Below are 19,891 nucleotides of genomic sequence, written 5' to 3'. Positions count from 1 at the left end.
CAGGCGCACCTGTTCCCTTCCCCCCGCGGCGCTCGAGGCCGCCAGTTACAGGCGGAACTGACACCCTCCCCGCAGCGCTCGAGGCCGCCAGTTACAGGCGGAACTGGCACCCTCTCCACGAGGGGGGCGTGTCAGTCTCGGCCTGACCGTCGCGTGGTGTCCCGTGGGCCTCGCAGCCGGTGGGGCGAGGGAGGTCAGAAGTCGACCGTGGTCTGGTCGTCGACCCTGGCAACCGACTCCTGGGCGAAGCGCGTGAGGTACTCCTTGCGGATCTGCTCGATGTCCGCGTCGTGGGCCGGGTACTCGGCGACCGGGTAGAGCAGGAGCAGTTCGTAGGAGCGTTCCCGTTCGATCACCCCGCCGGCGTCCCGGTACTGGCCGTATCCGGTCTGCACCGTCAAGCCGTCCGGGAACCGCGGGGTGACGACCTCGTCGAGGAACGCGTGGAACTGCTCGTCGGTGACGGGCGGCCCGCCGTCGGGGCGGGCGGTACCGAACAGCAGGGTGGTCTCCACGTAGGGCTCCCCGCGCCCACCCAGCGCCGTACTGCCGTCGCAGAACGCGGCGTGGGCGGTGGGGCCACTGATCCCGATCACGACCGCGGCCAGCACCGCGTTGGCCAGTCGCCGGAAGAGCGTGATCTTGTTCTGCACAGGAGCACAGTAGGTCGAGATCGGCTCGCACGAGGCTGGTTCGATCGAACCCGCGCCTTCTTCCGGCGAACCGTCGAGCGACTCCCGCGCGGCGCACCGCCAGACACCGTCCACTGAGGACGGAGCAAGGATTCGTCCTCGGTCTTGCCACCTCGCCCACCCCTCCGACCGCCGAGGTGGAACGCGCGCTGAGCGAGCAACGTCGCGGTCGACGGTCCGCCGCCGCGCCCGGACGAGCACCGGAGCGCTCCGACGACGCGGCGGGCACCAGTGCCGATGGGCAGCGCGCTCGACCGCCCCGGCGGCACCGTTCCCCCCGCCCCGACGCCGCGCGAGCCCGCCGGGACGACGGTCCGCCGAGCCGCGGACCGGCTCCCAGTCCGACGTCCGACGAGCACGTGGCGTCCGTCACCCACCTCCCGGACTCCCGAGCCTCGACGAGGTGAGACCGTCCGTCCGGCGCCTCTCGGCCACCCGGCCTCTCGCCCAGGACAGCCCGAGCGAGGACGCTCGGCGTACATTTGTTCAGTGCGCACCGACCCTCGGCGCACGATGACTGGCAGGACCTCCGGCGTTCCGGCCCGGCCGGGAGCGCAGCACCTAGAAAGTTGAGAGCTTGGCTTCCCCCACGACTCGTCCGCAGCGCACAGCACGGCCGGATCGCAGCAGAACCAGAGGTCGGGCAGCCGGGCTGCGCTGGCTGGGGCGGGTGCTGGCGGCCGTCGCGGCCGGGTTCGCCCTGTACGCCGGGTCACCGCCACGCGAGCTGTGGTGGCTGGCACCGATCGCGTTCGCCGTCTTCGCCGCACTGGTCCGGCACCGCCGGGCGCGCGCCGGGTTCGGCTACGGCGTGGTGTTCGGGTTCGCGTTCCTGCTGCCGCTGCTGGGCTGGTTGCAGGACTTCCTCGGCGCCGACTTCGGTCCGTGGCCGTGGTTGGGCGTCGCTGGGGTGGAGGCCCTGTTCATCGGGCTCGCCGGCGCCGCGATGGCGCGGGTCAGCCGGCTGCGGGGCGGGCCGGTGTGGATGGCGGCGGTGTTCGTCGCCTTCGAGGTGGCCCGCTCCAGCGTGCCCTTCGGCGGCTTCCCGTGGGGCCGGTTGGCCTTCACCCAGGACACCGGACTGCTGCTGCCGCTGGCCGCGCTCGGCGGCAGCGCGCTGGTCTCCTTCGCCGTCGCGCTGGTCGGCGGTGGGCTGGCCGAGCTGGTGCGCCGGCTGGTCGCGCGGGAGGGCTGGGCGGCCCCGCTGGCCGCGGTGCTGGTCCCGGTCGTCGGCGGCGCGGCGATGCTGCCGCTGCTCGGCACCGAGGCCGAGGCGGGCACCGCGCGCGTCGCGCTCGTGCAGGGCAACGCGCCCAACATCGGACTCGGGCTGCTCTACGAGGACGGCACGCTGCGCGCCAACCACATCGAGGCCGCGCGGCAGCTGGTCGCGGACGTGCAGGCGGGGCGGGTGCCGCAGCCGGACTTCGTCGTGCTGCCCGAGCAGGTCGGCAGCTGGGGGCCCAGCCGGACCGACCCGGAGCTCTCCGCGATCGCCGCGCAGCTCGGCGTCCCGCTGCTGGTCGGCGGCCTCGGCGAGGACGCCACCGGTGAGCTGCGCAACCAGGTCGTGCAGTGGGACCCGGCCTCCGGCGCGGGCGAGCGCTACGTCAAGCAGCACCTGGTGCCGTTCTCCGAGACGATCCCGGTGCGCCCGCTCGCGCGCCTGGTCACCCCGTTCGTGGACCGCTTCCGGCAGGACATGGTGCCCGCCGACGAGCCCGGCGTGCTCACCGCCGGCGGTGTCCGGGTGGGCGTGGGCATCTGCTACGACGTCGCCTACGACGACGTGTTCACCGGCGCCGCCCAGCGGGGCGCGACCGTGCTCGCGCTGCCCACGAACAACGCCTGGTACGGCCACTCCGAGATGAGCTACCAGCAGCTGGCGATGGCCCGGCTGCGCGCGGTCGAGCACGGCCGCGCCGTCCTGGTGGCCTCGACCAGCGGCGTGAGCGCCGTCGTGCAGCCCGACGGCTCGGTGAGCGAGCAGACCGCGCAGTTCACCGCGGAGACCCTGGTCGCCGAGGTGCCGTTGCGCACGACGCAGACCGCAGCCACCGTGCTGGGAGCCACGCCGACGTGGGGGCTGGTGGTGCTGGGGGCCGGCGCGCTGCTGGCCACCTGGCGGCGGCCCCGGCGCGACACCACCCGCGGCTGACGCCGCACCCCGAGAACCGACCGAACCGCACGAACGCACGGCCGGTCCGCGCGACCGGCTAGGAGGAACGATGTCGACCCGGCGAACCCCCGGCGGTGGTGCCGACGCGGCGCTGGTGGTGATCCCCACCTACAACGAGCGGGACAACCTGGAACCGATCGTGCGACGGCTGTTCGCGGCGCTGCCCACGGCGCACGTGCTGGTCGTCGACGACGGCAGCCCGGACGGCACCGGCGAGGTCGCCGACGAGCTGGCCGCGGACGACGAGCGGGTGCACGTGCTGCACCGCACCGAGAAGGCCGGGCTGGGAGCGGCCTACGTGGCCGGGTTCGACTGGGCGCTGTCCCGCCACTACGACGCGATCATCGAGATGGACGCCGACGGCTCGCACGCCCCGGAGGACCTGCCGCGGTTGATCGGCCTGGTCGGCCCGGACGGCACCGGCGCCGACGTGGTGCTGGGGTCGCGCTACGTGACCGGCGGCCAGACGGTGAACTGGCCGTGGTACCGGGCGCTGCTGTCCCGCGGCGCGAACATCTACTCGAAGCTGGCGCTCGGTGTGGCGATCAACGACATCACCTCGGGCTTCCGGGTGTACCGGCGCGAGGTGCTGGAGACGGTGCGGCTGCACGACGTGGCCTCGCAGGGCTACTGCTTCCAGGTGGACCTGGCGTGGCGCGCGGTGGAGGCGGGGTTCGTCGTGGTGGAAGCGCCGATCACCTTCGTGGAGCGGGAGATCGGCACGTCGAAGATGGACGCCGAGGTGGTGCGCGAGGCGCTGGTGCGGGTCACCAAGTGGGGCCTGCGGCGCCGCGGCAACCAGGTGGCGGGCGCCCTGCGCGCGCTCCGGCGCTGAAGGGGCCCGGACGTGGCAGAGCGCCTGGGAGCCTCCCGTCCCAGGCGCTCGTCAGCGCGAGACCGGCCGGATCACTGACCGCCGCGGCGCGCCCGCAGCAGCTCCAGACGCTCGTTGAGCAGCTCCTCGAGCTCCGGGATGGTGCGACGCTCCAGGAGCATGTCCCAGTGGGTGCGCGGCGGCTTGGCCTTCTTCTGCTCCGGCTCACTGCCGTCGATGATCTTCGACTCGGTGCCGTGCAGGCGGCACTCCCACGTCGGGGGCACTTCGGCGTCGTCGGAGAACGGCACCTCGAACTCGTGGCTCTTGGGGCAGGCGTAGCGCACCGTCCGGCGCGGTGCGAGGTCGTGGTTGCGATCGGTCTCGTAGCTCACTGCTCCGAGCCGGCTGCCACGCAGAACGCGGTCGGCCATGACGGTTCCTTTCCCTTCGGCCCGGGACCTGGCCCGGGCGGTTGTGCTCACCGAGTGCAACGACGGGGGTCCCGCCATCTGTTCCCGGTGTCGTGCCTCTGATTGCCGTCGGTGACGTTGTTCACCCGTCAATGACGGCTCTCTCCCTAGAGATGCAGTCGGTCCGCGTTCGTGACGCGTTATCCCACTGGCAATCTATAGGTGCGTTCGAACGGGTGATAGTGCCAGATCGAGAGTGACTATGCCTAAACGAGGTCCTGGGAAAACATCAGGAGTGCGACATAGATCACGCCCCGTAAGGAGCACGAACCGGGTCGATGAGCAACGGAGCGTAGTCACGCTCTGCCCCGGTCCTCGCGACGCAGCGTACCGGCATATTCCGATCTTGCCGGACCCCCCGCGCTCACCTTCACCAGCTTGGAGCAACGTGCCCCGGACCGGCAGGACCGACGCGGAGTGTCACCCGACCGGCGCAACCCGCAGGCACGAGCGTTCCCCCCGTCAGAGGACCTTGGGGGCCGGGTTGCCGACCGCCTCGATGGCCCGGCGCACCGGCACCAGCGCCACCAGCAGCAGGCCGACCGCGAAGAACAGCACCAGCGAGACGATGGCGAGCCGGAACGACCCGGTGGCCTGCCCGACCCCGGCGAACACCAGCGGCCCCAGCCACGAGGTGGACCGCTCCCCGACCTCGTACAGCGAGAAGTACTCCGCCTCGCGGCCGGGCGGCACCATCTGGCTGAACAACGAGCGGGACAGCGCGTTCGTGCCGCCGAGCACCAGCCCGATGCCCGCGGCCAGGCCGTAGAACTGCGCCTCCTGCCCGGCCTCCACGAAGTACGCCGCGACCACCACGCCCAACCAGATCGTCAGGCTGATCAGGATCGTCTTCTTGGCGCCGATCCGCTTGGCCAGCAGCCCGTGCAGCATGCCGCCGACGAAGGCGATGAACTGCACGATGAGCACGGTGACGATGAGCGCGTCCTGCGGGAGCTTCAGCTCCAGGTTGCCGTACTGCGGGGCGACCTGGACGACGGTGGAGATGCCGTCGGTGAAGACCCAGTAGGCCCCCAGGAACGCCAGCGTCAGCGGGAAGTGCTTGGCCTCGCGCAGGGTGCTCCCCAGCTGCTTGAACCCGTCGGTGAGCGTCGCGGTCGGCCGCGCCGCGGCCTCCGGTGCCCGGTGCCGGCGCAGCGCCGCCAGCGGCAGCAGCGTGAACGCCGCCCACCACAGGCCCGAGGACAGGAAGATGAGCCGCACCGCGGCGTCGGAGTCCATCCCGATCGAGTCGTGGAAGAGGTAGATCACCAGGTGCAGGGCCAGGGCGACCCCGGCACCGAGGTAGCCGAACGCCCACCCCTTGGTGGAGACCATGTCCCGCTCGTCGGCCGTGGCGATCTCCGGCAGGAACGAGTAGTAGACCACCACCGAGGCACCGAAGCAGATGTTGCCGAGGATGAACAGCACCACGCCCAGCTGCCAGTTCTGGCCGCCGACCAGCGCCAGCAGCGCGGTGGCCGCCGCGCCGCCGAAGGCCAGCACGGCCAGCATCAGCCGCTTGCTGTTGGACCGGTCCGCGATCGCGCCGGTGATCGGCAGGACCACCACCTGCACGACCGTGGACACCGACAGCAGGTACCCCCACAGCGACCCGGCGGGGAAGCTCAGCCCGAGGAACGAGATGTCGCAGTCCACCAGCGCGTTGCCCCCGGGGCACGGATCCACGCCGTTGCGCTCGGTGTCGGCCCGGGCCGCCGAGGTGGCGACGGCCGTGAGGTAGAGCGAGAGGAAGACCGTCGACACCGAGGTCGGGAACACCGAGTTGGCCCAGTCGTACCAGCACCAACCACGCTGCTCCCGACGCCGCTGCGCGGCGTCCGGTGCCACGTCGCTGCCCATCACGCTCATCCGTTCGGTCCCTCCGGAAGCCATGTCACTCGAGTGGGGGTAACCGGACCTTACTGGCTCCATCGATCACGGTGGAGGCCCGAGCCGGGACATTGCGTAGTTGTACTCATCCGCCGACCTCCGAACGCGGCTCGCCGAAACGCTCCCGCAGCACCCGCTGCAACACGTCGGGCCGGTCGGTGACCAGCCCGTCCACCCCGATGTCCAACAGCTGCCGCATCTCGGTGGCGTCGTCGACGGTCCAGACGTGCACCTCGATGCCCCAGCGGTGCGCCAGGCGGACGAACCGGGAGTCGATCACCCGCAGCGGGCCGAACCCCTGGGGCACCTGGGCCGCCCTGCCGACGACCCACGGCCGCAGCGGCCAGCCGCCCCACCGCGAACCCAGCCACAGCAGCCCGGCCGACCGTCGGCCGGTCGAGGTGAGCAGCCGGGGCCCCGCCGCGCTCCGCAACCGGGTCAGCCGGTGCTCGGCGAACGAGGCCACGCACACCCGGTCCCAGGCGTCGTGCGCGCGCAGGGTGCGCAGCACCGGCTCGACCGCCGAGTCGTCCTTGACGTCGATGTTGAAGAAGGTCTCCGGCAGCTCCTCGAGCGCCTGGTCCAGCGAGCACACCGGCTCCCGGCCGCCGATCCGCGCGGTGCGCACGGCCGACCACGGCAGCCGCCGGATGGCGCCGCGCCCGTCGGAGGTGCGCTCCAGCGTCGGGTCGTGGTTGACCACCACGACACCGTCGGCCGTGGCGTGCACGTCGGTCTCGATGTAGTGGAAGCCTTCGTCGACTGCGCGGCGGAACGCGCTCAGCGAGTTCTCCATGTCGTGCAGCTCCCCGAGGTGCCACCCGCGGTGGGCGAACGCGCGGGGCCGGGGGCCGAGCAGGAAAGGATGCGTCACAGTGCACAACTCTGCCCGATCGGCGTGCCTGCATCGTGCAGGCGGGGCCATTGACTACCGTGATCGATCGTGGACATCTCGGCCCAGCCCCCGCGTCAGCGACGAGTCCGGCATTGCGCGTGGTGCGGACGGCGCGTCCCGGAGGCCGGTCGCCAGGGACGTCCGCGCCTGTACTGCGCCCAGTCCTGCCGCCAGCGCGCCTACGAGCGCCGCACCGCGGTGCAGCGCGGCGGGCTGCCGGAGGACGCGGTGGTGCTCTCCGCCGCCGAGCTCGCCGACCTGCAGGACCGGTTGTTCCAGCTGCGGTGTGCCGCCGAGGACGTGGTGACCGCGGTCGACGACGGGGCCGACCACGCCGAGCTGCGCAAGCTCGCGGCGCAGGTCGTCGACGTGGCCGTGGAGCTGGAGCGGCTGCGGTGACCCGGCCCCGCTGAGGTCGTCGGCACCAGTGGCGCGGCGGACGAACGGCGGATTGTGCGGCGCGCCCGGGGACTCCAGGATGGGTTGGTCCCCAGTGGTGACGAGGTGTCGCTCGTGCCCGCTCGACCCGTGGTCCGCGGCCTGCGTCGCGTCGACCTGATCAGCCCGGACCCGGTGGCTGCTGCGGTCCGCTACCGGGCCCTGCTCGGCTGGACGCCGGAACCGACCGGGCGCGGGTTCGACTGCTGGGTCGGCGATCGGCGGTGCAGTGAGATCCGCAAGCCCCGCGCGGGCGAACGTCCCGGCTGGCACCCGGTCCTCGCCGGGAACTCCCCGAGTTGCACGCTGACCGGACCGGACGACGCGCTCGCGGTCATCGCCCGGGGCCGGGCCCAGCACGGGCCCTGGGCTCCGCCGCCGCGCCCCGGCGAGCCCCGGTGGATCGACCTGGCCACCAGCGCCCCGGAGCGCGCCGACGCCTTCTGGGCCGGCACCTTGCACTGGGTGGTGCGCCCCACCGCCGGGGGCGCGGAGTACCTGGTCGACGACCGCCCGCTGGCGTCCCGCACCGCCCGCGAGTCCGCGGCGGGCTGGGGCTGGTTGTGCTTCTTCGCGGTGGAAGACCTGTCGCGGGCCGAGAAACTGCTCAGCGAGGTGGGTGTCGAGCTCCTCGAGCGGCTCGACCACCCGCTGCTCGGCGAGGCCCTGCTGATCACCGACCCGAACGGTGCGACGCTCGCGCTGGCCGCTGCCGGGAGCTGGGGATGAGGACGGTCAGCAGAGGCTGGCCGGTGGCCAGAACGGACCGGGCTTGAGCACCTTCTTCGGCGCGTCGGGGGCGTCGGGCGCGGGGAGCTTGCTCAGCGCTTCGATGGTCGCGGCCAGCCCGCCCGAGGCCTGCCAGACGATCCCGCCGGACGGCGTGGACACGAGCAGGCGCGCGGCCAGCGCGTGCTGGCGGTCGGCGATCCAGAGGGCGTCGCTGTGCTCGGGCCAGCTCATCACCCCGACCAGCCATTCCGGGCGCCCGAGCGGATCGGTCAGGATCCAGAAGGTCCACAGCGTGTGGAGCCCGACCAGGAGCGCGAGCTCCGGGTAGAGCTGCAGCGCTTCGTTGACGCTGTTCACGGTGCGGGGTCCTCACACGGTCTCGTCGGGCAGGTCTGGCGGGCCCCCGGGACCTCGTCCGCGACCGCGCGCGGAACGATCAGCCCAGGTCAACCCTGGTCCACCATGCATCACACCGCCGGTCTCCGGCAGCACATACCGCCGCCCCCACCCGAAGACCACCCGACAGAGTGATCAAGATTCGGGTATCAGGCGTTGACACGGGCCCGGAGTCCGTCCAGCACCAGTTCGAGCCCGTGCTCGAAGTCGGCCGGCCCGCCGGGAGCCCGCTCGATCGCTCCGGCGCTCGCCGCCTGCAGCGCCATCTGCTCCTCCGCGGTGTGGCCGAACACGAGGTGCAGCAGGGCCCGGGTGCCGACGTCGACCACGTCGTCGGGCAGCCCGCCGTCGCGCAACGCCTCCCGGAGCTGCTGGGCGGGCTCCGCGGCACCGAGCCCGAAGGTGTGCGCGGTGACGACCACCTCGGCGCCGTCGCGGTAGGCGAGCATGGCGTCGCGCAGCTCCGCGCAGACCTCCACCACACGGCGGTCCCACCGCTTGGCCCGGCGAGGCCGCTTGCCGCGGGCCAGGATCTCGTCGGCGACCAAGGCCAGCAGTGCCTGCTTGTTGGGCACGTGGTGGTAGAGCGCGCTCGGCTGCACGCCGAGCTCGCCGGCCAGCCGCCGCATCGTCAGCGACTCCAGCCCGTGGTCGTCGAGGACCGCGAGGGCGCGGGCCACGACGTCGTCTCGGTGGTAGCGCACGCGGGCACCTCCCGTTGATCGGTGGACCGCCCCAGTCTAACCTGAACGCCGTTCAGCTGAACATTGTTCAGGTCCCGACACCGGGAGACACGATGACCCACTTCCACCAGCTCGCCGACGCGGTCCTCGCCGGGACGCCGGCCACCCCCGAGGACGCGCTCGCGGTGCTGCGCGCCGACGACGCCGAGCTGCTGTCCGTCGTCGACGCGGCCGGCCGGCTGCGGCGCGCGCACTTCGGCAACGCGGTGAAGGTCAACTACCTGGTGAACCTGAAGTCCGGGCTGTGCCCGGAGAACTGCAGCTACTGCTCGCAGGCGCTGGGTTCGAGCGCACCCATCCTCAAGTACTCGTGGCTGTCCACGGACGAAGCTCTCGCCCAGGCCGATGCCGGGCTCGAGGGCGGCGCGAGCCGGGTGTGCCTGGTGGCCTCTGGTCGCGGACCGTCCACAAGGGACATCGACAGGGTCGTCGACGTGGTGGCGGCACTGAAGGAACGGCACCCCGGCGTCGAGGTCTGCGCATGCCTCGGGCTGCTCCAGGACGGCCAGGCCGAGCGGCTCCGGGACGCCGGCGTGGACGCCTACAACCACAACATCAACACGGCGGAGAGCCACCACGACGCCATCGTCCAGACGCACACCTACGGCGACCGGGTCGACACCGTGACCAAGGCCAAGAACGCCGGGATCTCCCCCTGTTCCGGCCTGATCGCCGGCCTGGGCGAGACCGACGAGCAGCTCGTCGAGGCGCTGTTCGCGCTGCGCGAGCTGGGGTCCGACTCGATCCCGGTGAACTTCCTCATGCCCTTCGACGGCACGCCGCTGGCGGACACCTGGGAGCTCTCCCCGACCCGCTGCCTCAAGATCCTGGCGATGGCACGGTTCGTCTGCCCGGACAAGGAGATCCGCATCGCCGGGGGCCGCGAGATGCACCTGCGCTCGTTGCAGTCTCTCGCCCTGCACGTGGCCAACTCGATCTTCCTCGGCGACTACCTCACCTCGGAGGGCCAGGCGGCCGAGGCGGACCTGGAGATGATCCGGGACGGCGGTTTCGTCGTCCAGGGCTCCGAGGAGGACCTCGGGCAGCGGGACGGACGGCCGGTCGGCACGGCGATCCGGCGCCGCGGCGCGGGCACCGACGTCCTGCCCAACGCCTGACCGCGGCCGCGAGCACGGGCGCCGCCCCTCAGGCCAGCGTGGGCACCTCGCCGTCGCGGCGGATCCGCTCGACCAGGCCCCGGATCGAGGCCGCGTCGTTGACGTGCGGGAAGTCCACGTCGGGGACGGGGACACCGAGGAAGTCGCACAGCCGCTGCCAGCCCTCGCCGACCTGGTAGACCAGCAGCCGGTCGGCCGGCACGGCCTCCTGGACCGCGGCGTTGTGCCGCTGGAAGACCTCGATGGCGTGCGCGCGGTCGTCGAAGCGGCCGCCGAAGGTGCCGTTCCAGATCATCCGCTCGATGGTCGGGCGCAGCTTCACGCTGAAGTCGTCGTCGCCCGGTTCCTCCTGCACGAACTGGTAGATCGTGCTGTGCACGCTGTCGTACCACTTCTCCGGGTCGCGCACGGTCAGCACGACCTTGGCGTCCGGGTAGGAGTCGACGAGTTCGCGCCAGAAGGCACAACCAGGCCAATCCACAGTGGACTGGAAACCGCCGAGCACGGTCTCCCAGTCGGAGACCTCGCCGTCCAGCGCCCGCTCCCAGTCCCGCACCCGCTCGGGCTTCGCGATGACCTCGAACATGTGGTAGCACGGGCCGAAGCCGAGGCGTTCCAGCGCCGCCTTCAGCGACGCGGTACCGGTGCGGCCGAACCCGGCCCCGATGATCTGCACCATTCCCTGCTCCTCGTCGTCGTACCGCCGTCTCCGGCGGAACCGGTGCGCGGCGCCGGCGCCGCGCGGGGTCTCAGTGCGTCCCGGTGATGAGGACCGCGCCGACGGTGGCGTGGGTGGCCTCGTCGATGAGCACCGCGCCGCCGGTGGCCCGGTTGTCGGCGTAGCGGTCGCAGAACACCGGCTGCGCCAGCCGCAGGACGACCGCGCCGATCTCGTTGAGCTCGAGCCGCACGACCGGACTGCGGTGCAGCGTGGTGACGTCCAGCCGGTCCCGGACCTCGGCGACCACCGCCTTGACGGTGCGGGTGGTGTGCTTGAGCAGCAGCCGCCGACCCGGTTCGAGCGCGGACGTCGCCGACATCCAGCACACCTCGGCGGTGAGCTCCTCGGTTGCGGCCGGGGCGTTCTCGGCGGCGCACAGCATGTCGCCACGGCCGACGTCGAGGTCGTCGGCCAGCCGCACGGTCACCGACTGCGGCGCCCGCGCCCGGTCGAGCTCGCCGTCGGCGGTGTCGACCGCGACCACGGTGGTGCGCGTCCCGGACGGCAGGTGCAGGACCTCCTCGTCCTGGGCGATCGTGCCGCCGGCGATCTGCCCGGCGTAGCCGCGGTAGTCGCGCTCCGGGGCGCGGAGGGCGCACTGCACCGGCAACCGGAACGGCCCGGCCGCCCGGTCGTCCCCGGCGTCGACCTCCTCCAGGTGCTCCAGCAGCGACGGCCCGTCGTACCAGGGCATCGCCTCCGAGCGGTGCACGACGTTGTCGCCGCGCAGCGCCGAGATCGGGATGGCGGTGACCTGCCGGACCTCGAGCCGGTCGGTGAAGGCGGCGAACTCGGCGGCGATGGTGCCGAACACCGCCTCGTCGAAGCCGACCAGGTCCATCTTGTTGACCGCCAGCACCAGCTGCCGCACCCGCAGCAGCGCGGCCAGCACCGCGTGCCTGCGGCTCTGCTCGGTCAGCCCGTTGCGGGCGTCGACCAGCACGATCGCCAGGTCGGCGGTGGACGCGCCGGTGACCATGTTGCGGGTGTACTGGGCGTGGCCGGGGGTGTCGGCAATGATGAACGCCCGCCGCGCGGTCTCGAAGTAGCGGTGCGCCACGTCGATGGTGATGCCCTGCTCGCGCTCGGCGCGCAGTCCGTCGGTGAGCATCGCCAGGTCCAGCCCGTCGTCGCCGCGCTCGGCGCTGGCGAGTTCGAGCTGTTCCAGCTGGTCGGCCAGCAGCGACCGGGAGTCGTGCAGCAGCCGGCCGATCAGCGTGCTCTTGCCGTCGTCGACCGCGCCCGCGGTGGCGAACCGCAGCAGGCTGCGCGCCGGGGCGAAGGCGGGTCGCTGGTCCGTCGCGGTGCTCATCAGAAGTACCCCTCCCGCTTGCGGTCCTCCATGGCGGCGGCACTGGTGCGGTCGTCGGCCCGGGTCTGGCCGCGCTCGCTCACCCGGGTCGCGGCGATCTCGGCGATCACCTCAGACACGGTGGTGGCGGTGGACGGGACCGCGCCGGTGCAGGTCATGTCGCCGACCGTGCGGAACCGCACGGACTTCTCGACCAGCACCTCGCTCGGGTCCCGCGGCAGGAAGGGGTTGTCGGCCAGCAGCATCCCGTCGCGCTCGAAGACCTTGCGGTTGTGCGCGAAGTACAGCGACGGCAGTTCCACGCCCTCGCACTCGATGTAGGCCCACACGTCGCGCTCGGTCCAGTTCGACAGCGGGAACGCGCGCACGTGCTCGCCGGGGTGGATCAGCCCGTTGTAGAGGTTCCACAGCTCCGGGCGCTGGTTGCGCGGGTCCCACTGGCCGAAGGCGTCGCGGAAGGACAGCATCCGTTCCTTGGCGCGGGCGCGTTCCTCGTCCCGGCGGGCACCGCCGAACAGCGCGTCGAAGCGGTGCTCGGCGATGGCGTCCAGCAGGGTGACGGTCTGCGCGCGATTGCGGCTGCCTCCGGGCTGCTCGGCGACCCGGCCGACGTCGATCGAGTCCTGCACCGAGGCGACCACCAGCCGGACGCCCAGCTCGGCGGCGCGGCGGTCCCGGAACTCCAGCACCTCCTCGAAGTTGTGCCCGGTGTCGACGTGCAGCACCGGGAACGGGATCGGTGCCGGGGCCATCGCCTTCTCCGCCAGCCGCAGCAGGACCGCGGAGTCCTTGCCGCCGGAGAACAGCAGCGCCGGGCGGTCGAACTCGGCCACCACCTCGCGGATCAGGTGCACCGCCTCGGACTCCAGCAGGTCGAGGCGGGACAGCTCGGTCGGCATCAGCGACTCCCCTCTGCTCGGGTGCGGGACACGGCGTCGAGCAGCGCGCCGGCCAGGTCGCGCCGGCAGACCAGCAGGTCCGGCAGCCACGGGTCGGTCCGGCCGTAGACCGGCGCGGAGCCGTCCAGACGGCTGGTGTGCAACCCGGCGGCACGGGCGACCCCCACCGGGGCGGCGCTGTCCCACTCGTACTGCCCGCCGCCGTGCAGGTAGGCGTCGACCTCACCGAGGACCACCGCGGAGATCTTGGCGCCGGCCGAGCCCATCGGGACGAGCTCGGCGCCGACGTCCGCGGCGACGTCGTGCACGAACTCCGGTGGACGGCTGCGGCTGACCGCGATCCGCGACCGCGATGCGCTGCGTGGGGCCTGCTCGGCCGGCCCTCGGGTGCTGAGCACGGTGCCCCGCGCGGGCAGGGCCACCGCGGCGGCGCGCACCTCGTGCTCCTCGACCAGCGCGACGTGCACCGCCCAGTCGGTGCGGCCGGGTTCGGAGAACTCCCGGGTGCCGTCCAGCGGGTCGACGATCCAGACCCGGCCTCCGGGACGGGGCGCCGGACCGGACACGCCGTGCTCCGACAGCACCGGGTCCTGCGGGCGTTCCTGCGCCAGCGCCTCGCAGAGCAGCGCGTGGGCCGCCGCGTCACCCGCCGCGCCGAGCGCCTTCGGGTCCGATGTGGACGATCCCGTCGTCCGCACCGTGAGCAGGTGCTCCCCCGCCCGTTCCGCCAGCCGTGCGGCCAGCTCGTGGTCGTCCACCTTCACCCGACACCTCCCCGGCCCGCGCACCGCGGGCACGTCCGACGACTCCGGCGCCGCGCAGCAGCGGGAGCGCCGCGCCGACCAGCACCGCCAGCAGGCCCGCGGCCCCGCCGAGCACGACGTCCGCCCCGAGCACCACCGACCCGCTGGTCACCAGCATCCCGCCCACGAGCACGCGCACCGGCCGGTCCGGCACCCGCGCCGAGACCAGCGCACCCACCAGCACCCCGGGCAGCGACCCGACCAGCAGCGCACCGACGAGTCCGGGGCGGACGTCGCCGGCGAGCAGGTGTCCGGCCGCGGCCACCAGCACCAGCGGCACCGCGTGCACGAGGTCGGTGCCGACCAGCCGCGCCGAGCTCAGGCCGCGGTGGAGCAGCAGCAGGACCACGATGACGATCGACCCGGAACCGACCGAGGTCAGTCCCACCACCATCCCGGCCACCCCGCCCAGCAGCACCGTCGGCACCGGCCGCACCGGCGCTCCTCCGTCCGCGGCCCGGTGGTCGAGCCACATCCGCGCGAGCAACGTGCCGACCGCCAGCAGCACCGCGACCCCGATGACGTCCTCGAGCACCGACTCCGCGGTCCGGCCCAGCGACCCGGCCAGCAGCGACCCGACCGCGGCGCACGGCAACGACCCGAGGCACAGCCAGCCGACGAGCTGCGGCCGCACCGTGCCGCGGCGCAGGTGCACCGCCGCCCCGACCGGTTTCACCACCGCTGCGGCGACCAGGTCCGACGACACCGCGGCCAGCGGCGGCACGCCGAACACCAGGGTCAGCAGCGGCATCGTCAGCGCCCCACCGCCCATGCCGGTCACGCCCACCATCAGGCCGGTGAGCAGCCCGGTCGCCGCTACTCCCCAGTCCACGACCCCACCCAGCCCCGCTCGCGCAGCACGGCCACGACGCGTGCCACCGCCTCGTCCGGTGACAGCACCGAGGTGTCCAGGACGAGGTCGGCGTCGTCGGGGACCTCGTAGGGCGCGGACACCCCGGTGAACTCGGGGATCGCGCCGGCCCGCGCCTCCCGGTACAGGCCCTTGCGGTCGCGCCGCTCGCACTCCGCCAGCGGGGTGGCGACGTGGACCAGCACGAAACCGCCGACCTCCGTGACCATCCGGCGCACCGCGTCGCGGTCGGCGCGGTACGGAGCGATGGGCGCGCAGATCGCCGCACCGCCGTGCCGGGTGACCTCCGCGGCCACGTAGCCGATGCGCCGCACGTTCCGGCTGCGGTCGGCAGCGGAGAACCCCAACCCCTCGCACAGGGTCCGCCGGACCACGTCGCCGTCGAGCAACGTCACCGCGCGGTGGTCGTGCCGGTTGAGCTGCTCGCGCAGCGCCCGGGCGACGGTGGACTTGCCCGCGCCGGACAGGCCGGTGAACAGCACGGTGAACCCGCGGTGGGCCAGCGGCGGGTGCATCCGGCGCTGCACCTCGGCGATCGCCGGTGTGGTGAACCAGTCGGGCAGGTCCGCGCCGCGGTCGAGCAGCTCGCGGACCAGCTCGGCGCTGAGCCCGGGGCGGCGGTCGGCGGCGGGGACCTGCGCGGCGGGGAGCCACCGGTCGGCGCGGTCGCGCACCACCTCCGGCGGCTCCAGCACCGCGATCGGGGCCTGCTCCACCGGGAACCGCGAGACCAGGTGGGTGGCGCCGTAGGCGGCGGCCACGTGCGCGGCCAGCACCGCGTCGCGCTTCGGGTCGCTGCGGCGCACCAGCGGCACCGGCACGATCGTGGTGCCCTCCGGCAGTTCCGGTCCGGCGGCCAGCACGGCCTGCACGAGCAGTTCCGGTCGCGGGCCGCTCATCCGCGGCAGCACCAGCACGTGCGCGTCGAGCTCGGCGGCCAGGGCGCGGACCTGCGCCAGTTCGCGGTGGTGCAGCGGTTCTTCCGGCAACAGCCCGAGCACCGGCCCGTCGGGCATGCTCGCGCGGACCTCCGCAGCGGGCGGGCGCATCCGGCGCAGCACGCCGGTGGGTTCCCCCAGGGGCTGGACCGGGCCCGCGGCGTGCGCGCCGGTGCCGTCGCGCCAGGGAGCGTCGTTGCGCACCAGCGCGACCGGGGCGCCCTCGGCGTCGCGCAGCTCGATCTCCTCGGCTGCGGCGATGTCGTCGGGCACGCGCAGCGTGATCGGGTCCGGCCAGGGCACGCCCTCCCGCAGCTGCTGCCGGGTGCGCACCGACTCGGCCTCGTCGGCGGTGAGGAACCCGCGCAGCGGCGGGAAAGCGCCGTCCAGCAGCAGTTCCAGGTCGGCGAGCTCGGCGGGGTCGAGGCACCGGGTCGCACGCCGCTGCGCACCAGCGGCGACCGGGGTGGTTCCGTGGGCGGCCACCGGCACCTCCCTCCGCTGCGAGTGCTGGGCCACCCACCTTGGACGACCGTCCCCGCCGCGGAGAACCCCGGCGACCAGTTCTCGCCACAACCCGGTCCCGGCCGAGGCGGTCGACGGCGGCGACCGGCCGGAAGCGGCAACGGACGACTTCCCGGGCGAACTGGACTCGCACCCTTGCGTGACAGTGGCGCGGGATGACAGCCTGGACCACGATCGGCCACAACGGTTCTCGCGGCACGATCAGTCCACTGTGAACACCTCAGCGAGTGCGCCTACCCGGCCACGCGCTCGGCGGCACCCGTCCGGTTGCGCATCGCCGCCCAGTAGATCGCACCGGGCACGGCGAGCCCGAGCAGCCACGCGATGTCCGCACCACCGAGCAGCGGGACCGCGAACCCGGTGAACACACCCTCCACGTGGGAGAACGGGATCTGCACCGCGATGCCCGCGAAGTAGGCCACCAGCGCCGGGACGCACCAGCGTCCGTAGGCACCGTCCGGGTCGTACATCGCCTCCAGGTCGTAGTCCTCCCGGCGCAGGAAGTAGAAGTCGACCAGGTTGACCGCGCTCCACGGGGTGAGGAAGTAGAGCAGGAAGTGCAGGAACAGCACGAAGTTCGACAGGAAGTCCCCGCGGCCCAGCACGGCCAGCACCCCGCCGAGCACGCCGACGAGCGCGATGTAGCCGACCCGGGTCGCCGGGGACAGCACCACCCGGCGCGCGAAGGCGGTCATCGTCGTGGCCACGGTCATGTAGCCGCCGTAGATGTTGAGCACGTTGATGGTGAGCTTGCCCAGGGCGATGGCCAGCAGCAGCGGCAGCACCAGCGCCTCGCCGCCCAGGCCCACCACGTAGGCGACCTCGCGGCCCTTGAACTGCTGACCCGCCACGGCGTAGGCCATGGCGCCGAACGACATCGCCCACGTGGCGCCGAGCGCGGTCCCGCCGTAGGTCCACCAGAACGTCGCCCGGACCGAGGTGCTCGCCGGCAGGTAGCGCGAGGTGTCCGCCACGTAGGGGCCGAAGGTGAGCTGCCAGGACGCGATGAGCGACAGCGCCAGCAGGAACTCGGGCACCTCGAACTCGGCACCGGCCAGCACCGCGCCGAGGTCGTGCGTGGTGACCAGCCGGGCGGTCAGGTACACGAACACCACGACCGACACCAACGAGGCCAGCCAGCCGAAGCGGTGGATGAGCCGGTACCCGACGATCGCGATGAGCGCGGACAGCGCCGCGTAGACCACGATGCTGAGGTCCACCGGCAGGCCGGTGATCGCCGAGAGCGCCTGACCGCCCAGCACGTTGCCGCTGGCGAAGTAGCCGAGGTACATCAGCACCACGAGCACCAGCGGCAGCACCGCGCCGTGCACGCCGAACTGCGCGCGGCTCTGGATCATCTGCGGGATGCCCAGCTTCGGTCCTTGCGCCGCGTGCAGCGCCATCGGCACGCCGCCGAGCGCGTTGCCCACCGCGATGGCCACCAGCGCCCACAGCGGGTGCAGCCCCACGAGCACCGGCAGCGCACCGGTCACCGCCGCGGTGATCTGCATGTTGCTCGCGAACCACAGCGTGAACAGGCTGCGCGGACTGCCGTGCCGCTCGCTGTCCGGCACCGGGTCGATCGACCGCCGCTCGACCCGCAACCCACCGGCCATGTGCCACTCCTCGCCCTGCCGCGAACCAGGTTCGTTCCACGGTCAGTCGCGAGGACCGGCGGAGCAATGCCCGAGCCCGCGCCACCGTCTGGTATCCCAGACGCGGTTCGGCGCGGCGAACTTCGTCCGGTTCGCCCGGCCGAGCGGCGGCCGGCTCAGCTCGTCCGGGTCTCGGAGACGGCGCGCTCGTCGCCGGTGCGGGACCGCCGGCCGATGCCCAGCCAGTAGCCGAGCGACAGCAGCGCGAGCCACACCGCGCCCACGACGAGCGCCACGCGGGTGTCGGCCGAGAAGGCCAGCAGGACGAAGACGAAGACGAGGAAGGCGATCGCGACGATCTGCGCCACCGGCCACAGCGGCACCGGGAACGCCAGCGCGGCGGCCTCCTCCGCACTCATCTTCCGCCGCGCCCGGTAGTGCGACAGCATGATCATCAGCCACACCCACACCGTGGCGAAGGTGGCGATGGAGGCGATGATCGTGAAGACGTCCTCCGGCACGGCGTAGTTGAGCACCACGCCGACCAGCAGCGCGACGGTCATGATGACGACGGTCATCCACGGCACGCCGTTGCGCCCGACCCGGCCCATGATCGCCGGGGCCTGGCCGCGCTCGGCCATGCCGAACAGCATCCGGCCGGCGCCGAAGATGTCGCTGTTGATCGCCGACAGCGCGGCGGTGATGACCACGACGTTGAGCACCGCCGCCGCGGAGTCCAGGCCGAGGCCCTGGAAGATCTCCACGAAGGGGCTGCCCTCGCCGGTGATCTGGTGCCACGGGGTGATCGCCATGATCACGGCCAGCGTCAGCACGTAGAACAGCAGGATCCGCACCGGCACGGTGTTGACCGCGCGCGGGATGGTCTGCTGCGGGTCCTCCGCCTCACCTGCGGTCACGCCGATGATCTCGGTGCCGCCGAAGGCGAACATCACCACGGCGAAGGACAGCAGGAAGCCCTCGACGCCGTGCGGGAACATCCCGCCCTGGGACCAGATGTTGCTCACCGCTGGGTCGGCGTGGCCGCCGCCGGAGGTGAAGCCGAAGGCCAGCACCGCGATGCCGCCGACGATCATCGCGACGATGGCGGCGACCTTGATCACCGAGAACCAGAACTCCAACTCACCGAACACCTTGACCTTGAACAGGTTCACCGCCGCGATGACGAACAGCGTGGCCAGCACCCAGGTCCAGCGGGGCACGCCGGGGAACCAGAACCCCATGTAGACCGCCAGCGCGGTGACGTCGGCGATGCAGACGATGACCATCTCGAACGCGTAGGTCCAGCCGGTGACGAAACCGGGCAGGCGCCCGAGGTGGCGGCTGGCGTACTCGCCGAAGGAGCCCGGCACCGGGTCGGCGACGGCCATCTCGCCGAGCGCCCGGAGCACCACGAACACCACGGCGCCGCTGATCAGGTAGGCGAACAGCACCGAGGGGCCCGCCAGCCCGATCGCCTCCGACGACCCGTAGAACAGCCCGGTCCCGATGGCCGAGCCGAGTGCGATGAAGCGGATGTGCCGTGCTGTGAGGCCTCGGCTCAGGGCCGCAGCGCCTTTCTCCACCTGGTTCCTCCCTGCGGGACCACGTCGTGCCCCGTGTCACGACCGAGCGGGCGCACCGCTCAGCCCGAGGCCGCCGGACCGTGCTCGCGAGCGCGGTCCGGCGGCGATGTGCGTCGTGCTGTCGACAGGCCGTCGGGCGTCCCGCTCGACGTCGGCCGTCGCCCGCCCGGCGACCCGCACGGGCCCGACCGGGCCGGGGCGCCGTCGAGGCGGGACCGCGCACCAGGATGCACCAGCTCCACCGAACGGACGCACCAGCCCTCTGACCAGTCCC

At 72.7% G+C, this 19,891-nt stretch carries 19 protein-coding genes; 5 read left to right on the top strand and 14 right to left on the bottom strand.

Features of this window, described 5'->3' with window-relative positions; all coding sequences use genetic code 11:
- Positions 1-194: 194 nt before the first annotated feature.
- A complete protein-coding gene (locus HNR68_RS13680; protein WP_343050136.1) occupies positions 195-653 on the bottom strand; it encodes a DUF3574 domain-containing protein in 459 nt (152 codons plus the stop codon).
- Positions 654-1,362: 709 nt separating this feature from the next.
- Between HNR68_RS13680 and lnt the strand changes: the two genes are divergently transcribed.
- Entirely contained in the window at positions 1,363-2,850 is a 1,488-nt protein-coding gene (lnt, locus tag HNR68_RS13675) for an apolipoprotein N-acyltransferase (protein WP_179721034.1), read from the top strand.
- A 70-nt stretch (positions 2,851-2,920) separates the two neighbouring features.
- Positions 2,921-3,706: a polyprenol monophosphomannose synthase gene (locus tag HNR68_RS13670; RefSeq protein WP_179721033.1), complete on the top strand. Its 786-nt coding sequence runs from the start codon at positions 2,921-2,923 to the stop codon at positions 3,704-3,706.
- Between the two features lie 71 nt (positions 3,707-3,777).
- Here the strand turns inward: HNR68_RS13670 and HNR68_RS13665 are convergent, their stop codons facing one another.
- The 3 genes from HNR68_RS13665 to HNR68_RS13655 form a co-directional block, all read right to left on the bottom strand.
- Positions 3,778-4,119, bottom strand: a complete 342-nt coding sequence (locus tag HNR68_RS13665) for an RNA polymerase-binding protein RbpA (RefSeq protein WP_179721031.1) — start codon at positions 4,117-4,119, stop codon at positions 3,778-3,780.
- Between the two features lie 501 nt (positions 4,120-4,620).
- Entirely contained in the window at positions 4,621-6,027 is a 1,407-nt protein-coding gene (locus HNR68_RS13660; RefSeq protein ID WP_179725025.1) for an MFS transporter, read from the bottom strand.
- A 106-nt stretch (positions 6,028-6,133) separates the two neighbouring features.
- The gene (locus tag HNR68_RS13655; protein WP_179721029.1) at positions 6,134-6,973 is read right to left on the bottom strand and encodes a glycerophosphodiester phosphodiesterase family protein; all 840 of its coding nucleotides are present in this window, start codon (positions 6,971-6,973) and stop codon (positions 6,134-6,136) included.
- Positions 6,974-6,991: 18 nt separating this feature from the next.
- Between HNR68_RS13655 and HNR68_RS13650 the strand changes: the two genes are divergently transcribed.
- Complete coding sequence (locus HNR68_RS13650; protein WP_179721027.1) at positions 6,992-7,342, top strand: hypothetical protein; 351 nt, start codon at positions 6,992-6,994, stop codon at positions 7,340-7,342.
- 114 nt (positions 7,343-7,456) lie between these two features.
- On the top strand, positions 7,457-8,110 hold the full coding sequence (locus HNR68_RS13645) for a VOC family protein (RefSeq protein ID WP_343050134.1): 654 nt from the start codon (positions 7,457-7,459) through the stop codon (positions 8,108-8,110).
- A gap of 6 nt (positions 8,111-8,116) precedes the next feature.
- Here the strand turns inward: HNR68_RS13645 and HNR68_RS13640 are convergent, their stop codons facing one another.
- Together HNR68_RS13640 and HNR68_RS13635 are read right to left on the bottom strand one after the other, a co-directional pair.
- Entirely contained in the window at positions 8,117-8,470 is a 354-nt protein-coding gene (locus HNR68_RS13640) for a hypothetical protein (protein WP_179721023.1), read from the bottom strand.
- A gap of 188 nt (positions 8,471-8,658) precedes the next feature.
- Positions 8,659-9,213, bottom strand: coding sequence for a TetR/AcrR family transcriptional regulator C-terminal domain-containing protein (locus HNR68_RS13635; protein ID WP_179721021.1), 555 nt, complete (start codon positions 9,211-9,213; stop codon positions 8,659-8,661).
- Positions 9,214-9,305: 92 nt separating this feature from the next.
- Here HNR68_RS13635 and bioB point away from each other — a divergent pair, with 92 nt between their 5' ends.
- Positions 9,306-10,370, top strand: a complete 1,065-nt coding sequence (bioB, locus tag HNR68_RS13630; RefSeq protein WP_179721019.1) for a biotin synthase BioB — start codon at positions 9,306-9,308, stop codon at positions 10,368-10,370.
- Positions 10,371-10,398: 28 nt separating this feature from the next.
- Here bioB and HNR68_RS13625 read toward each other — a convergent pair whose 3' ends face one another.
- From HNR68_RS13625 to HNR68_RS13590, 8 genes are all read right to left on the bottom strand, one after another.
- A complete protein-coding gene (locus HNR68_RS13625) occupies positions 10,399-11,049 on the bottom strand; it encodes a sulfotransferase family protein (RefSeq protein ID WP_179721017.1) in 651 nt (216 codons plus the stop codon).
- A 70-nt stretch (positions 11,050-11,119) separates the two neighbouring features.
- Positions 11,120-12,403 carry a sulfate adenylyltransferase subunit 1 gene (locus HNR68_RS13620; RefSeq protein WP_179721015.1) on the bottom strand — a complete coding sequence of 428 codons (1,284 nt, stop codon included), beginning with the start codon at positions 12,401-12,403 and terminating at the stop codon, positions 11,120-11,122.
- Entirely contained in the window at positions 12,403-13,302 is a 900-nt protein-coding gene (gene cysD / locus HNR68_RS13615) for a sulfate adenylyltransferase subunit CysD (protein WP_179721013.1), read from the bottom strand. Before cysD ends, HNR68_RS13620 begins: the two co-directional genes overlap by 1 nt.
- Complete coding sequence (locus HNR68_RS13610; RefSeq protein WP_343050133.1) at positions 13,302-14,000, bottom strand: 3'(2'),5'-bisphosphate nucleotidase CysQ; 699 nt, start codon at positions 13,998-14,000, stop codon at positions 13,302-13,304. The genes cysD and HNR68_RS13610 overlap by 1 nt, the downstream gene beginning before the upstream one ends.
- Positions 13,945-14,937: a sulfite exporter TauE/SafE family protein gene (locus HNR68_RS13605; protein WP_343050132.1), complete on the bottom strand. Its 993-nt coding sequence runs from the start codon at positions 14,935-14,937 to the stop codon at positions 13,945-13,947. The genes HNR68_RS13610 and HNR68_RS13605 overlap by 56 nt, the downstream gene beginning before the upstream one ends.
- Positions 14,922-16,400: an adenylyl-sulfate kinase gene (gene cysC / locus HNR68_RS13600; RefSeq protein WP_179721009.1), complete on the bottom strand. Its 1,479-nt coding sequence runs from the start codon at positions 16,398-16,400 to the stop codon at positions 14,922-14,924. The genes HNR68_RS13605 and cysC overlap by 16 nt, the downstream gene beginning before the upstream one ends.
- Positions 16,401-16,672: 272 nt before the next feature.
- Positions 16,673-18,055 carry a purine-cytosine permease family protein gene (locus tag HNR68_RS13595; RefSeq protein WP_179721007.1) on the bottom strand — a complete coding sequence of 461 codons (1,383 nt, stop codon included), beginning with the start codon at positions 18,053-18,055 and terminating at the stop codon, positions 16,673-16,675.
- Positions 18,056-18,210: 155 nt separating this feature from the next.
- Positions 18,211-19,617, bottom strand: coding sequence for an amino acid permease (locus HNR68_RS13590; protein ID WP_179721005.1), 1,407 nt, complete (start codon positions 19,615-19,617; stop codon positions 18,211-18,213).
- Positions 19,618-19,891: the final 274 nt, after the last annotated feature.

The sequence above is a fragment of the Saccharopolyspora hordei genome (genome assembly GCF_013410345.1).
GTDB classification, from domain to species: domain Bacteria; phylum Actinomycetota; class Actinomycetes; order Mycobacteriales; family Pseudonocardiaceae; genus Saccharopolyspora; species Saccharopolyspora hordei.
The sequence above is the reverse complement of the archived record's forward strand: the minus strand, read 5'-3'. Positions and strand labels throughout refer to the sequence as shown.

What these genes read in the sequence shown, in the direction of transcription:
- HNR68_RS13620 (WP_179721015.1), bottom strand. Translation starts at nt 12,403, where the DNA reads ATGAGCACCGCGACGGACCAGCGACCCGCCTTCGCCCCGGCGCGCAGC.
- HNR68_RS13595 (WP_179721007.1), bottom strand. Translation starts at nt 18,055, where the DNA reads ATGGCCGGTGGGTTGCGGGTCGAGCGGCGGTCGATCGACCCGGTGCCG.
- HNR68_RS13670 (WP_179721033.1), top strand. Translation starts at nt 2,921, where the DNA reads ATGTCGACCCGGCGAACCCCCGGCGGTGGTGCCGACGCGGCGCTGGTG.
- HNR68_RS13625 (WP_179721017.1), bottom strand. Translation starts at nt 11,049, where the DNA reads ATGGTGCAGATCATCGGGGCCGGGTTCGGCCGCACCGGTACCGCGTCG.
- HNR68_RS13655 (WP_179721029.1), bottom strand. Translation starts at nt 6,973, where the DNA reads ATGGCCCCGCCTGCACGATGCAGGCACGCCGATCGGGCAGAGTTGTGC.
- cysD (WP_179721013.1), bottom strand. Translation starts at nt 13,302, where the DNA reads ATGCCGACCGAGCTGTCCCGCCTCGACCTGCTGGAGTCCGAGGCGGTG.
- HNR68_RS13660 (WP_179725025.1), bottom strand. Translation starts at nt 6,027, where the DNA reads ATGAGCGTGATGGGCAGCGACGTGGCACCGGACGCCGCGCAGCGGCGT.
- bioB (WP_179721019.1), top strand. Translation starts at nt 9,306, where the DNA reads ATGACCCACTTCCACCAGCTCGCCGACGCGGTCCTCGCCGGGACGCCG.
- HNR68_RS13665 (WP_179721031.1), bottom strand. Translation starts at nt 4,119, where the DNA reads ATGGCCGACCGCGTTCTGCGTGGCAGCCGGCTCGGAGCAGTGAGCTAC.